12 protein-coding genes and 1 riboswitch are annotated in these 13298 nt (G+C 66.6%); of the genes, 4 read left to right on the plus strand and 8 right to left on the minus strand.

All coding sequences use genetic code 11. The features are described from left to right. Positions 1 to 4 precede the first annotated feature (4 nt). Positions 5 to 547 (minus strand): NUDIX hydrolase, encoded by a 543-nt coding sequence (locus SFA35_RS05660; protein WP_320576115.1) that lies wholly within the window; start codon positions 545 to 547, stop codon positions 5 to 7. A 137-nt stretch (positions 548 to 684) separates the two neighbouring features. Here SFA35_RS05660 and SFA35_RS05665 point away from each other — a divergent pair, with 137 nt between their 5' ends. From SFA35_RS05665 to purT, 4 genes are all read left to right on the plus strand, one after another. Continuing rightward, positions 685 to 1290: a CoA pyrophosphatase gene (locus SFA35_RS05665; RefSeq protein ID WP_320576117.1), complete on the plus strand. Its 606-nt coding sequence runs from the start codon at positions 685 to 687 to the stop codon at positions 1288 to 1290. A 38-nt stretch (positions 1291 to 1328) separates the two neighbouring features. Beyond that, the gene (locus SFA35_RS05670; RefSeq protein WP_320576118.1) at positions 1329 to 1853 is read left to right on the plus strand and encodes a gamma carbonic anhydrase family protein; all 525 of its coding nucleotides are present in this window, start codon (positions 1329 to 1331) and stop codon (positions 1851 to 1853) included. Then, positions 1846 to 2079, plus strand: a complete 234-nt coding sequence (locus tag SFA35_RS05675; RefSeq protein ID WP_320576120.1) for a DUF1289 domain-containing protein — start codon at positions 1846 to 1848, stop codon at positions 2077 to 2079. Before SFA35_RS05670 ends, SFA35_RS05675 begins: the two co-directional genes overlap by 8 nt. A 95-nt stretch (positions 2080 to 2174) precedes the next feature. After that, positions 2175 to 3356, plus strand: coding sequence for a formate-dependent phosphoribosylglycinamide formyltransferase (purT, locus tag SFA35_RS05680; RefSeq protein ID WP_320576122.1), 1182 nt, complete (start codon positions 2175 to 2177; stop codon positions 3354 to 3356). A 77-nt stretch (positions 3357 to 3433) separates the two neighbouring features. On the opposite strand, the gene atzF is transcribed toward purT, so the two are convergent. The 7 genes from atzF to SFA35_RS05715 form a co-directional block, all read right to left on the minus strand. Then, positions 3434 to 5188 (minus strand): allophanate hydrolase, encoded by a 1755-nt coding sequence (atzF, locus tag SFA35_RS05685; protein WP_320576124.1) that lies wholly within the window; start codon positions 5186 to 5188, stop codon positions 3434 to 3436. Further along, positions 5178 to 8732, minus strand: a complete 3555-nt coding sequence (locus tag SFA35_RS05690) for a 5-oxoprolinase/urea amidolyase family protein (protein WP_320576126.1) — start codon at positions 8730 to 8732, stop codon at positions 5178 to 5180. The genes atzF and SFA35_RS05690 overlap by 11 nt, the downstream gene beginning before the upstream one ends. 90 nt (positions 8733 to 8822) lie before the next feature. Beyond that, positions 8823 to 9437 (minus strand): urea amidolyase associated protein UAAP2, encoded by a 615-nt coding sequence (locus SFA35_RS05695; RefSeq protein ID WP_320576129.1) that lies wholly within the window; start codon positions 9435 to 9437, stop codon positions 8823 to 8825. A 10-nt stretch (positions 9438 to 9447) separates the two neighbouring features. Next, positions 9448 to 10167 (minus strand): urea amidolyase associated protein UAAP1, encoded by a 720-nt coding sequence (locus tag SFA35_RS05700; RefSeq protein ID WP_320576131.1) that lies wholly within the window; start codon positions 10165 to 10167, stop codon positions 9448 to 9450. 13 nt (positions 10168 to 10180) lie between these two features. Beyond that, entirely contained in the window at positions 10181 to 10957 is a 777-nt protein-coding gene (locus SFA35_RS05705; RefSeq protein WP_320576133.1) for an ABC transporter ATP-binding protein, read from the minus strand. After that, positions 10954 to 11769, minus strand: a complete 816-nt coding sequence (locus tag SFA35_RS05710) for an ABC transporter permease (RefSeq protein ID WP_320576135.1) — start codon at positions 11767 to 11769, stop codon at positions 10954 to 10956. Before SFA35_RS05710 ends, SFA35_RS05705 begins: the two co-directional genes overlap by 4 nt. A 22-nt stretch (positions 11770 to 11791) precedes the next feature. Beyond that, a complete protein-coding gene (locus SFA35_RS05715; protein WP_320576137.1) occupies positions 11792 to 12865 on the minus strand; it encodes a putative urea ABC transporter substrate-binding protein in 1074 nt (357 codons plus the stop codon). A 70-nt stretch (positions 12866 to 12935) separates the two neighbouring features. Further along, positions 12936 to 13037, minus strand: a riboswitch (guanidine-I (ykkC/yxkD leader). Positions 13038 to 13298: the final 261 nt, after the last annotated feature.

Here is a 13298-nt window from a genome sequence, read left to right on the forward strand (position 1 = left end):
GCATTCAACTGCGGCGCAGGGGCGGCAGGTACTCGTTGCGCACCGGAAAGTGCTGCTGCACCCGGTCGGCGAAAAAGTATTTTAAGGTATGCCCGACCGTGGGAAAAGCCAGCTCCGACCACGGGATCGCGCTTTCATCGAACAACTGCACCTCAAGGCTCTCAGGGCCGACGGCGAAGTCGAGGTCGGCCAGTTCGGCGCGGAAGAACACGTGCACCTGGCTGATGTGCGGCAGGTCGAACAGCGTATAGAGCTCAAGGTTGCTGACCCGCGCGCAGGCTTCCTCGTCGGTTTCCCGGCAGGCCGCCTGCTGCAGGGTCTCGCCGTTCTCCATGAAACCGGCGGGCAGTGTCCAGTAGCCCAGCCGCGGCTCGATGGCCCGGCGGCATAGCAGCACCTTGCCCTGCCACACCGGCAGGCAGCCGGCGACGATGTTGGGATTCTGGTAATGAATAGTGTCGCAATGCCCGCACACGTAGCGCAGGCGGTTATCCCCTTCGGGGATGCGCTGATCGACCGGCTTGCCGCACTGACTGCAGAATTTCATGCTGGGTTTCCTGATGGCTGGGCCTATCTTGGCGCCTTCCGGGCATGGGCCGCAAGCCGGCGCGCCAATTGACAAGGGGCTTGGGCAGCTCAGCGATTTTGGTGCATGATGCGGGTAGCCCTTACTAGAGAGAAGCCATGCTGGACGAGCTGCTTCGCCGTGTCAGCGAATATGTCCCACGGGAGCTTGCGACCGAGACCGACCGACGTTTCCCCGAGGCGGCCGTACTGCTGCCGATCACCCGCAGCGACGAGCCGGAGCTGGTGTTGACCCTGCGCGCCTCCGGGTTGTCCACCCACGGTGGCGAGGTGGCTTTTCCCGGTGGCCGGCGCGACCCCGAAGACCCCGACCTGATGTTCACCGCGCTGCGCGAAGCCGAAGAAGAGATCGGCCTGCCGCCGGGGCTGGTGGAAGTGGTGGGGCCGCTCAGCCCGCTGGTGTCCAAGCATGGCATCAAGGTCACGCCGTTTGTCGGCATCATCCCCGATTTTGTGCAATACCGCCCGAATGACGCAGAGATCGCCGCAGTCTTCAGCGTGCCGCTTGAATTCTTCCGCCAGGACCCGCGCGAGCACACCCATCGCATCGATTACCAGGGCCAGAGCTGGTACGTGCCGAGCTATCGCTACAACGGCTACAAGATCTGGGGGCTGTCGGCGATCATGATCGTCGAGCTGATCAACCTGCTCTACGACGCCGACATCAGCCTGCACCGCCCACCACGCCAGTTCACCACGCTCTAGCCCTGCACAATAATGACAAAGCCTGTGAGGAACAGACCATGAAGTACCGCCTGGGCGATGCCCGCGTCCAAACCCACCCGTCCAGCTGGGTGGCCCCCACCGCCACCCTGATCGGCCGGGTGCGTCTGCAGGCCAATGCCAGTGTGTGGTTCGGCGCGGTGCTGCGCGGCGACAACGAGCTGATCGACATCGGCGAGAACAGCAACGTCCAGGACGGCACGGTAATGCACACCGACATGGGCTCGCCGCTGACCATCGGCCGGAACGTCACCATCGGTCACAACGCCATGCTGCACGGCTGCAGTGTCGGCGACGGCAGCCTGATCGGCATCAATGCGGTGATCCTCAACGGCGCCACCATCGGCAGGAACTGCATCATCGGCGCCAACGCGCTGATTGCCGAGGGCAAGCACATCCCCGATGGCTCACTGGTGGTGGGCTCGCCTGGCAAGGTGGTACGCGAGCTGAGCGAGGCGCAGAAACAGATGGTCGAGGTCGGCGCTGCGCACTATGTGCACAACGCCCAACGCTATGCCCGCGAACTGGCGGTGCAGGATGACTGAGGTGATCGCTCCTCGCGAACGTCCGGTGCGCTCGCCTTGCGTCAGCGTCTGCGCGATGGACGAACAGGACATCTGCACCGGCTGCCAGCGCAGCGCCAGCGAAATCACCCGCTGGGGGCGCATGGACAACGACGAGCGGCGTGCCGTGCTCAAGCTGTGCCACGAGCGGGCCGTGGCGCAGGGGTTGGTCATGCCAGGGCCTGACGCCCTGCCGCAAGCCCTGTAGAACCGAGCTTGCTCGGGAAGGCAGCAATGCGTCAATCGGCTCTGCATTCATGTAAAATACGCGCCCTTGATCAAAGCCTTTCCCGAGGACCTGAAATGACCCGTATCGGAACCCCTCTGTCGCCGACCGCGACGCGCGTGATGCTGTGTGGCTGCGGCGAGCTGGGCAAGGAAGTCGTCATCGAGCTGCAGCGCCTGGGCGTCGAAGTGATTGCCGTCGACCGCTATGCCGACGCCCCGGCGATGCAAGTGGCGCATCGCAGTCACGTGATCAACATGCTCGACGGTGCTGCGCTGCGCGCCGTGATCGAAGCTGAAAAGCCGCACTACATCGTGCCTGAAATCGAAGCCATTGCCACCGCCACGCTGGTCGAGCTCGAAGCCGAAGGCTTCACCGTAATCCCCACCGCGCGCGCGACCCAACTGACCATGAACCGCGAGGGTATCCGCCGCCTGGCCGCCGAAGAGCTCGACCTGCCGACCTCGCCGTATCATTTCGCCGACACCTTCGAAGACTACGCCCGCGCTGTCGAAGACCTTGGCTTCCCCTGCGTGGTCAAGCCGGTAATGAGTTCCTCGGGCAAGGGCCAGAGCCTGCTCAAGAGCAGCGACGACGTGCGCAAGGCCTGGGATTACGCCCAGGAAGGCGGCCGTGCCGGCAAGGGCCGGGTGATCATCGAAGGCTTCATCGACTTCGACTACGAAATTACCCTGCTGACCGTGCGCCATGTCGGCGGCACTACCTTCTGCGCGCCAGTCGGCCATCGTCAGGAGAAGGGCGACTATCAGGAATCCTGGCAGCCGCAGGCCATGAGCCCGGTCGCGCTGGCTGAGTCCGAGCGGGTCGCCAGGGCGGTCACCGAGGCCCTCGGCGGGCGCGGCCTGTTTGGCGTTGAGCTGTTCATCAAGGGCGATCAAGTGTGGTTCAGCGAAGTCTCGCCGCGCCCCCACGATACCGGGCTGGTCACGCTGATCTCTCAGGACCTCTCGCAGTTCGCCCTGCACGCGCGGGCGATCCTTGGCCTGCCGATCCCGTTGATTCGCCAGTTCGGCCCATCGGCCTCGGCCGTCATCCTCGTGGAAGGGCAATCACAGCAGACCGCCTTTGCCAATCTGGATGTGGCCCTGAGCGAACCGGACACTGCACTGCGCCTGTTCGGCAAGCCGCAAGTCAACGGCCAGCGGCGCATGGGTGTGGCCCTGGCGCGCGACGAGTCGATCGACGCGGCGCGCAGCAAGGCCACCCGTGCGGCGCAAGCGGTGAAGGTGGAGTTGTAAAAGCTTGAGCCAAGGTCAACCGGCCAGGCGGCCTCTGGGCAGCGTTGCCCCCGAGAGGCCGCCTGGCCGGTTGCGTTTCAACGCTGGGCCAACCACCCGCGCCATCCGCCAAAGCCGCTGATATCCTCGCTACCCGCAAGCCCATAGGCCTCGCAGATAAAGCCGCTCTCCCAGCGTCCGTCAGCCAGTTGCACCTTGCCCAGGCCCAAAGGCGCCGGGATGCCGGTCAAGAATGAGCCCAGCTCGCTGCTGGGCAATTCCCAGACTTCCACTTCGATGGCCACGCCGTCTTCGGCCACCCGCAGCATGCCCGGGCGCAGCGGCGGCCCGCCGGCCAGCGCGTACAGTCGGTAGTCTGGCGAGCTTACGGTCTTCTCCAGCAACCGCGCGCCACGTTGGCGCAGCTGCCCGTTCAACGCCAGGCCCTCCAGATGCGCGCCGCACACCACCAGCCGCGCGCGGTCGTTGCGCGCGCGGCCGGTCGGGGCGGGTGCACCCTGGTAGGCGGCGGCCAGGCTGAGCAGGTACTGGTCGGTGAAGGCCCGGCCCAGCAGGGTCACGCCCCACGGCAGGCCGTTGGCCATGAAGGCGCTGGGGACGGCCACGGCGGCGTAGTCCAGCAGGTTCACGAAGTTGGTGTAGTAGCCCAGTTCAGAGTTGCGCAGCACCGGTTCGGCGGCCAGCTCGGCGAGGGTGACCGGGCGGCCGATGGTGGGCGTCAGCACGCAGTCCAGCTCGTTCATCAGGGCGTCACACTGGGCCTTGAGCTGCTGCAAGCGGTATTGCGCGCGGAAGGTCTGCACGCCATCGACGCTCGGCGCCTTGGCCAGCACCGCTCGAATCACCGGCAGGATCGCCCCGGGATCGCGCTCCATCAGCTCGCCGACCACGCTGTAGCGTTCAGCCACCCACGGCCCTTCATAGAGCAGCCGGGCAGCCTCGAGAAACGGCGACAGGTCGAGTTCGACCGGTGTGCCACCCAGTTGCTGCAAGCGTTGCACGGCGTCGGCGAACAGCTGAGCGCCCTCGCTGCAGCCAAAGAATTGCAGGTCCTCGTTGCGCGGCACACCGAAGCGGAAGGTCTGCACCACACCGAACGCCGAGCCGTCGTTCCAGGCCGGGTTGTGCCGGCTGTATTCATCCAGCGGGTCGAAGCGCGCGGTCAGCGCCAACAGGCGGCTGGCCTCGGCGGCGGAGTGGGTGAAGGTGGTGACGCAGTCCAGCGTGCGGCAGGCCGGCAGCACCCCGGCGGTGGACAGCAGGCCCTTGCTGGCTTTGAGCCCGACCAGGTTGTTCAGCGCCGCCGGCACTCGGCCGGAACCTGCGGTGTCGGTACCCAGGGCAAAGCTGGCCACACCCAGCGCCACCGCCAGCGGCGAACCGGCGCTGGAGCCACCGGACGGGTAGTCGGGCAACACGCTGTTGCGGCAGGCGCCGAAGGGCGAGCGGGTGCCGTTGAGGCCGGTGGCGAACTGATCCAGGTTGGTCTTGCCCAGCGGCACCGCACCCAGCGCGATCAGCTGGGCGACCAGCGTCGCCGAGCGCTCGGGTGTGTAGGCAAACGCCGGGCACGCCGCCGTGGTGGGAATGCCGGCCAGGTCGATGTTGTCCTTGATCGCGAACGGCAGGCCAAACAGCGGCAGGCTGTCCACCGACTGCCCATCGAGCGCGGCCAGATAGGGCTCCAGTTGCGCTTCGCTGAGCAGGTGAATGAACAGCCGGTATTCATCGTTGAGGGCGGCGGCCTTGGCGCGCAGTTCGGTCAGGAGCTGGCGCGGGGTGGTGGTGCCCTCGCGATAGGCGCGTTGCAGGCTGTCGAAATCAAGCTTCATGGCTTGGCTCCTGAGTAGGTTGGATGTCCAGAATCACTACGCGCTGCCCGGCATGCACCGCGCTGCCGGGCTGTACGCCGATTTCACGAACGCGCCCGGAAAGCGTGGCCAGTACCGGTATCTCCATCTTCATCGACTCCAGGATCAGCAGCGGCGTGCCGGCCTCGACTTCGTCGCCTACCTGCACCTGAACCTGCCACAGGTTGCCGGCCACCGGGCTGTCGACACCCTGCTGGCCGGGCGGCAGGGGCGCCTGCTCGGCGGGCTGCACCTGGCCTTCGTCGCTCTCGAAATGCGCCTGGCCGCTGGCCAGCCAGCGCTCGCGCTCGGCATTGAATGCCTGCTGCTGGTGCTGGCGAAATGCCGCGATACTGTCCGCCTCGGCGGCCAGGAAGCCTTGATAGTCGGCCAGGCGCAGCTGGCTGTGCTCAATGCCGATAGCGAAGCGCCCCAGCGGGAAATCGCGGCGGATGCGCAGCAGCTCCTCGGCGCTGACCGGGTAGAAGCGGATCTGGTCGAAGAAGCGCAGCAGCCAGGGTTTGCCGTCGAAGGCGGCGACCTGACGATAGCGATTCCACATCTGCAGGGTGCGGCCGACGAACTGGTAGCCGCCGGGCCCCTCCATGCCGTACACGCACAAGTAGGCGCCGCCGATGCCCACCGAGTTCTCGGCGGTCCAGGTGCGCGCCGGGTTGTACTTGGTGGTCACCAGGCGGTGGCGCGGGTCCAGCGGCGTCGCTACCGGGGCGCCGAGGTAGACGTCGCCCAGGCCCATGACCAGGTAGCTGGCATCAAACACGGTGCGCTGCACCTGATCGAGGTCGGGCAGGTCATTGATGCGGCGGATGAACTCCAGGTTGCTCGGGCACCAGGGGGCGTCCTTGCGCACTGTGGTCATGTACTTGTCGACCGCCAGCTGGCACGCCGGGTCGTCCCATGACAGCGGCAGGTGCACGATGCGCGACGGCACCTGAAGGTCATCGGTGGCGCACACCGCGTCCCAGACGCCGGCAATGATTGCCAGCAGCTCGGCCAGCGGTAGTTGCGCCGGGGCGTAGTGCACCTGCAGCGAGCGGATGCCCGGGGTCAGGTCGATCACCCCGGCCAGCGCCTGGGCCTCCAGCGCTTGCATCAGGGCGTGGGCGCGAAAGCGCAGGACCAGGTCCAGCTCGGCGGCGCCGATTTCCAGCAACAGGTGAGTGTCGCCGGCCAGGCGGGCGACCAGGCGCTTGTCGTCGCAGCCCAGGGTGAGGACGATCGGCGAGTGCAGCGACGTGCAGGGCATGCCCTGCAGGTCGACCGCAACGAACTGCACGCGGTCGCCGGCCTTGAGCTGGCCCAGCTGCCAGAGATCGTCGGCGATCACGCTCACCGGGCAGACGAAACCTCCCAGGCTCGGGCCATCCGGGCCGAGGATCACCGGCATGTCGCCGGTAAAGTCCACCGCGCCGATGGCGTAGGGGTTGTCGTGGATGTTGGAAGGGTGCAGGCCGGCCTCGCCGCCGTCGCTGCGGGCCCATTGCGGCTTGGGTCCGATCAGGCGCACGCCGGTGCGGCTGGAGTTGAAGTGCACCTCCCATTGGGCGGCGAAGAAAGTCTGGATGTACTCGTCGGTAAAGTATTCAGGGGCGCCGTGCGGGCCGTAGATGACGCGGATCTGCCGCAGCGCCGGCAGCTGCAGCGGATCGCCGCAGGCGCCGGCACTGCGGTCGGCGAGGGCCTCGAGCTGCAGCACGTCGCCGGCCCGTAGCGCTCGCCCGGCGTGGCCGCCGAACTGGCCGAGAGTGAAGGTGCTCTTGCTGCCCAGATAGTCCGGCACCTGGACCCCGCCCCGCAGGCACAGGTAGCTGCGCACGCCGCTGCCTTTGATGCTGCCCAGGGCCAGGGTCGCCCCTGCGGGTACCCGCAGGCTCCGGTCCATGGGCTGCGGCACGCCATCGAGAAGAATCGGCAGCGCCGCACCGGTCACCGCGATCACCGCTTCGCAGTTGAAGCGCAAGGTCGGCCCGCTCAAGGTGATCTCCAGCGCCGCACAGCCCTCGGGGTTGCCCAGCAGGCGGTTGCCGGCGCGCAGCGAGCGGCTGTCCATCGGCCCGGAGGGTGGTACGCCGACGGCCCAGTAGCCACGGCGCCCGGGGTAATCCTGGACGCTGGTCTGGGTGCCGGCGGCGAGCACTTCGAAGGTGTTGGCGCGGTACACCAGCTGCTCCAGGCAGCGGGTCCAGGGTTGGCCGCTGGCGAACGGGGCGTCCAGCAGAATCTGTTGCAGGTAGCCACGGTTGGTCTGCACGCCGTACAACTGGCTGTCGGCCAGCGCCTGCTGCAAGGCCAGGCGCGCCTGCTCGCGGTCTGCGGCCCAGCTCAGGACCTTGGCCAGCATGGGGTCGAAGTAAGCCGAGATTTCGCAGCCGGCCTCGACCCAGGTGTCGATGCGCAGCCGTTTACCGTCGGCGGCTGGCCATTGCACCTGGGTCAGCAGGCCGGGGCTGGGCTGGAAGTCCTTGCCGGGGTCTTCGGCGTACAGCCGCGCCTGGATGGCGTGGCCGCTCGGTTGCAGGCCCTGGCGCAAGGTGTCCAGGGGCGGCAACTCGCCGGCCGCCAACTGCACCATCCACTGCACCAGGTCGACGCCCCAGACCTGCTCGGTGACGCCGTGCTCCACCTGCAAGCGGGTGTTCACCTCAAGAAAGTAGAAACGCTGTTCGTCGCTGTCGAAGACGAACTCGACGGTGCCGGCGCTGCGATAGTCCACCGCCTTGGCCAGCCCGATGGCTGCTTCGCACAGTGCCTGGCTCATGCCGGGCGGTAGGTTGGGTGCGGGGGTTTCTTCGAGCACCTTCTGGTTGCGCCGCTGCACCGAGCAGTCGCGCACCCCCAAGGCAATGACCTGGCCTGCGCCGTCGCCGAACACCTGCACTTCAAGATGACGCGCGCGCTCGATGTATTTCTCGATGAATACCCCGGCGTTGCTGAAGTTGTTCTGGCCCAGGCGGCGGACGCTGTCGAACGCCTCGGCCAGTTCGCCGGCGCTGCGGCACACGCGCATGCCGATGCCACCGCCACCGGCGGTACTTTTGAGCATCACCGGGTAGCCCACGGCGCAGGCGGCGAGCAAAGCCTGATCGAGGTCGTCGAGCAGCTCGCTGCCTTCGAGCAGCGGCACGCCCTGTTCCCGGGCGAGGGCGCGGGCGGTGTGCTTGAGGCCAAACAGGCGCAGCTGGCGCGGGGTGGGGCCGACGAAGGCAATGCCGGCCGCCTCGCAGGCTTCGGCGAAGGCGGCGTTTTCAGAGAGGAAGCCGTAGCCGGGATGAATGGCCTGGGCGCCGCTGTCGCGGGCTGCGGCGAGCAGTTTATCGACCACCAGGTAGGTGGCCGAGGCCGGGCCTTCGCCCAGGCTCAGGGCGACATCGGCCTGCTGCACATGCAGGCTGGCGACGTCGGCCTCGGCGTACACCGCCACGCCCTGGACGTCGAGGCTGCGCAAGGTCCGCAGGATGCGGCAGGCAATGGCGCCGCGATTGGCGATCAACAAGCGTTGAAACATGACATAACCCCCAGAGGCCGGCGAGCGGCCCCGTTCGGGATGCGGGTCGTCCCGCAGTTTTCTGGAGTTGCCGGGGCCGTCCCCGGGCTTTCAGTCCCAGACCAGCAGTTCGGCGGGGGTCGGGTTGTAGCCATTGCACGGGTTGTTCAGCTGCGGGCAGTTGGAAATCAGCACGATCACGTCCATGTGCGCCAGCAGTTGCACGTACTTGCCGGGGGCCGAGACGCCGTCCTCGAAGGTCAGGCCACCTTCGGGGGTAACCGGCACGTTCATGAAGAAGTTGATGTTCGGCGCGATATCGCGCTTGCCCAGCCGGCCATCCGCGCAGCAGGCCCGCAGGTAGTTGTCGCGGCAGCTGTGCATGTGGCGCTTGTCCAGCGCGTAGCGCACCGTGTTGCTCTCCTGGGCGCAGGCGCCGCCGAGGGTGTCGTGGCGCCCGCAGGTGTCTTCGACGATGGTCAGCATGGGCCGGCCAAGGTTGGAATAGAGCACGCTGCCGGCGCCCAGGTAGACGTTGCCCTGGCGGCGCAGGGTGCGTTGCACGTCGTAGCGTTCGCGCGGGTTGGCCAGGCTGTAGAACAGCGTGTCCACCGCCTGGTTGCCTTCGACGTCGTGGATGCGCAGGGTTTGCCCGGCGCGAACTTCAGTCAGCCAGGGTTCGCCGGCCGGGACCAGGGCGCGGTAGTGGGCGGTCTGTGCGGTCATGGGCGATTCCTCAGGCGAACAGGCGTTCGGTGTTGACGAAGGCGCGCAGGTTTTCTGCGCGCGAATGGCGGCAGGCTTCGGCGATGCTGGCGTCGGCATGCATGAAACTCAGGTGCAGCGGTTTGGGTGCGTAATGCGGTTGCGGGTCCATCGGGTGCTGCAGCGCGGTCAACACCACCAGGGTGTCCATCGGTGCGTACAGCTCGATGTAGTCGCCGGCGCGCGAGTTGCCAGGTACGAAGTGCAGGCGGCCGTCGGCGTCGACGTCGACCCGGCTGAACAGGTTGAGCACCATGGTCAGGTCGCCCAGGCCCAGGTCCCACTTGCCCAGCTCCACCAACAGGTTGTCGACGCCGTTGCGGTGCATGGCGTTGCGCAGTTCCTGGTATCGGCCGGCGCCGTATTTTTCCTGCACCTCCTGGCGGTTGAGCACACCGCCGAGGCTGTCGCTCCAGCCGCAGGTGTCGGCGGTGATGGCCGCCAGCACCCGGCCCATGTCCGAATACAGGCAATGGCCGGCGGTGAGGCGCGCGGTGTGCTGGCCCTTGAGGCTGTCGGGCAGGTTCAGGCGCTCGGATTTCTCCGCAGCGTTGAGCAGGGTCAGGCTGACGTTGGCGCCGCCTTCGAGGTCGGTCAGGCGCAGCAGGTCGCCGCGCTTGAGCACGAAGGAGCGATGAGCGCCGCCGGGCAGCACTTCTTCGGCATACAGGGGGAAGCTCGGAGCATTCATGGAGGCAATCCTTTCAAACCGGTTGCAGGGCGTTCAACAGGGCGCCGGGCAGCACGCGCTGGCGGCTGCGGTCGCTGTTGAGCGGCAGGTCGTAGGTGATGCGCGCGCCATAGGCATGGGGCGCGTGGGGATCGCTGCGGACCTTGTCGAAGACCAGCAGGCGAGTCCCCAGGCTGAAGCCTTCGGCGAGGTCGTGGGTGACCATGAACACGGTCAGCCGGGTTTCGCGCCACAGTTCCAGCAGCAGGTGATGCATGTCCTTGCGAATGCCCGGGTCGAGGGCGCCGAAGGGTTCGTCGAGCAGCAGCACCCGCGGCTTCATGATCAAAGCCTGGGCGATGGCCAGGCGTTGCTGCATGCCGCCGGAGAGGGTGCTGGGGTACTTGTGCAACGCGTGGCCGAGGCCGACCTTTTCCAGCAGCTGCGCCGCCTGCTCGCGAGCCTCGCGCCTGGCCTGGCCGAGCAGGCGCCCGAGCAGCGGCGAGCGTGGCAGTTCCAGGCCCAGCGCGACGTTGTCGAGCACGCTCAGGTGGGAGAACACCGAGTAGCGTTGAAAGACCACGCCGCGGCTGGGGTCCGGCTCGTTGCGCAAGGCATCGCCGCCGAGCAGGATGCGCCCCTTGCTGGGTGTCTCCTGGCCCAGCAGCAGGCGCAGGAAGGTCGACTTGCCGCAGCCCGAGGTACCGACCAGGGTGCAGAACTCACCCTCGGCGATGCTCAGGTTCAGGCGTTCGAGCACCACCTGGTCGGCGTACTGCTGCCACACGTTGCAGACCTGGATAAAGCTCATGCGCGTGCCCCTTCGTACCAGGGAAAGGCCAGCCGGGTCAGGCGCTTGAGGCCCAGGTCCATCAGCCAGGCGAGCAGGGTGATCCACGCCACGTAGGGCAGGATCACGTCCATGGCCAGGTAGCGGCGTACCAGGAAGATCCGGTAGCCCAGGCCATCGGTGGAGGCGATGGCTTCGGCGGCGATCAGGAACAGCCATGCCGAGCCAAGCACCAGACGCAGGGCGATCAGCAGCCGCGGCATCAGTTGCGGTAACACCACCCGCACGATCAGCGTCCAGGTCGAGGCGCCGAGGGTCTGCGCCTTGATCAGCAGCTCGACGGGAATCTCGCGGGCGCGCTGCTCCAGGTCCCGGGCCAGGATCGGGGTGATACCGATGACGATCAGCATCACCTTGCTCAGCTCGTCCAGGCCGAAGACGATGAACAGGATCGGCAGGACCGCCAGCGGCGGCACCATCGACAGTACCGTCAGCAGCGGCGACAGGGTGGCGCCGAACAGCGGCAGGGTACCGGCGGCGATCCCCAGGCACAGCCCGGCCAGGGCGCTGATGCCCAAGCCGATCGCCAGGCGCCGCAGGCTCGCGGCGCTGTCCTGCCAGAGCAGGTAGCCACCGCTGCGCTTGTCCTCTTCGAAAGCCATGCGCTTGACCGTGTCGGTCATCTGCACGGCACTGGGCAGCAACTTGTCGTTGGGGTTCTCCGTGAGCCGGGTCGCTGAGCCCATCAGGTAGGCGCACAGCAGCAAGGCGAACGGCAGGATCACCAGCAGCAGGCGGCCGGGCCCATCGGGGCGGCGATTGATCAAGCGCATGGCAAGGCCCTCGTGGCGGATTTCACAGCTTGCCGTCGGCAGCCATCTGCACGTAGGTGGGGTCGAAACGCAGCTTGACGTTGCCCTTGTCGCCCAGGCTGGTGCCCTTGGCGAAGGTCATGCCGACCACGTTGGCATCCTTGGCGCCGTCGCCGAGCAGGCCGTGGGCGAAGGAGAACTGCGCGACCTTTTCCATGGTCGCCGGCAGCACCGGGCTGGTGGCGAACTCGAGTGCATCTTTAGGCGTGTAGAACAGCTTGGTGGTCGCCAGTTGCGCCTGGAAACCGGCGAGGTCGGTGCCGGAGGCCTTGGCCATGTGCTCGAGTGCTGCGGTGCTGGCGGCGGACTGGCCATTCATCAGTGCCACCACCTCGAACCAGGCGCCGGTCAGGGCCTTGCCCAGCGCCGGGTTGTCTTTAAGGGTGGCGCTGTTGACCACCATCATGTCCATGATCTCGCCAGGGATCCTGCTCGAGTCGAACACCTCGGTGACGCCGGGCCTGGCCTTGATGTCGGCGAGCATCGGGTTCCAGGTGGTCACGGCCTGCACCTGGTCGGTGTTGAAGGCCGCCGAGATGTCCGCGTCGGAGGTGTTGACCACTTTCAGGTCCTTCTCGCTCAGCCCAGCCTGCTCCAGCCCGCGGGCCAGCAGGTAATGAGAGACGGAGAGTTCGACGAGGTTGACGTTCATGCCCTTGAGGTCGGCCAGGGTCTTGCCTTCGCCCTTGAGCACGATGCCGTCATTGCCGTTGGAGAAGTCGCTGACCACCAGCGCGGTGCTGTCCACACCGCCGGCGGCAGGGATGGTCAGGGCGTCCATGTTGGTCATGGTGCAGCCGTCGAACTGGCCGGCGGTGTACTGGTTGATGGACTCGACGTAGTCGTTGAGTTGCACCACATCGATGGCGATGTGGTACTTGTCGGCCCATTTTTTCACGATGCCCTGGGCCCCGGCGTATTCCCAGGGCATCCAGCCAGCGTAAATGGTCCAACAGACCTTGAAATGGTCCTTGGTGGCAGCCTGGGCGGCTGAGCCGAACGTTGCGACGAGGGCCAGGCCAGCGGCGGCGAGGGCGGTCAGACGGAGTTTGCGCATGGGTTTTTCTCCAGTTGAGTAGGGCGGACAGGAGCGCGCGACACCAAGGTTCAGAACCTGTGGGTAATCGGTCTCCCGGGCTTTTATCCCGCCGTGTAACCTCAACTGGAGGTCGCCAACTCTCGGACCAGTCACTCGCCTTTGGCGAGCCGGAACCCTAGTCAGCCATTGCAAATTGTGGTGCCGCGAACCTGTGTTGACTCCTGCACTCCCTGATACAAGCGAGACGCGTGCCAAGTGGCCGGAGGCCGGGTTTGCAGGGGGATTCGGGGATTTATCGCCCATGCGGTGCGAGCAGATGGTGCGCGGTGCACTGGGAGAGGGCGCAGGGGTGACGGCCCTGCGGCGGCGGGATGGACTGTCAGCATTGTGTAAAGCATGTAACCGAGTGTGTCAAAGTCGGCACCGGACCTCGATTTCATGGTCTCATTCT

The sequence above is a fragment of the Pseudomonas sp. HR96 genome, from assembly GCF_034059295.1.
In the GTDB taxonomy this organism is placed as follows: domain Bacteria; phylum Pseudomonadota; class Gammaproteobacteria; order Pseudomonadales; family Pseudomonadaceae; genus Aquipseudomonas.

Bases quoted from the DNA above. Each gene is read 5' to 3' on its own strand.
- SFA35_RS05675 (WP_320576120.1), top strand. From the start codon at position 1,846: ATGACTGAGGTGATCGCTCCTCGCGAACGTCCGGTGCGCTCGCCTTGC.
- SFA35_RS05665 (WP_320576117.1), top strand. From the start codon at position 685: ATGCTGGACGAGCTGCTTCGCCGTGTCAGCGAATATGTCCCACGGGAG.
- SFA35_RS05700 (WP_320576131.1), bottom strand. From the start codon at position 10,167: ATGAATGCTCCGAGCTTCCCCCTGTATGCCGAAGAAGTGCTGCCCGGC.
- SFA35_RS05670 (WP_320576118.1), top strand. From the start codon at position 1,329: ATGAAGTACCGCCTGGGCGATGCCCGCGTCCAAACCCACCCGTCCAGC.
- SFA35_RS05690 (WP_320576126.1), bottom strand. From the start codon at position 8,732: ATGTTTCAACGCTTGTTGATCGCCAATCGCGGCGCCATTGCCTGCCGC.
- purT (WP_320576122.1), top strand. From the start codon at position 2,175: ATGACCCGTATCGGAACCCCTCTGTCGCCGACCGCGACGCGCGTGATG.
- SFA35_RS05695 (WP_320576129.1), bottom strand. From the start codon at position 9,437: ATGACCGCACAGACCGCCCACTACCGCGCCCTGGTCCCGGCCGGCGAA.
- SFA35_RS05710 (WP_320576135.1), bottom strand. From the start codon at position 11,769: ATGCGCTTGATCAATCGCCGCCCCGATGGGCCCGGCCGCCTGCTGCTG.
- SFA35_RS05660 (WP_320576115.1), bottom strand. From the start codon at position 547: ATGAAATTCTGCAGTCAGTGCGGCAAGCCGGTCGATCAGCGCATCCCC.
- SFA35_RS05715 (WP_320576137.1), bottom strand. From the start codon at position 12,865: ATGCGCAAACTCCGTCTGACCGCCCTCGCCGCCGCTGGCCTGGCCCTC.
- atzF (WP_320576124.1), bottom strand. From the start codon at position 5,188: ATGAAGCTTGATTTCGACAGCCTGCAACGCGCCTATCGCGAGGGCACC.
- SFA35_RS05705 (WP_320576133.1), bottom strand. From the start codon at position 10,957: ATGAGCTTTATCCAGGTCTGCAACGTGTGGCAGCAGTACGCCGACCAG.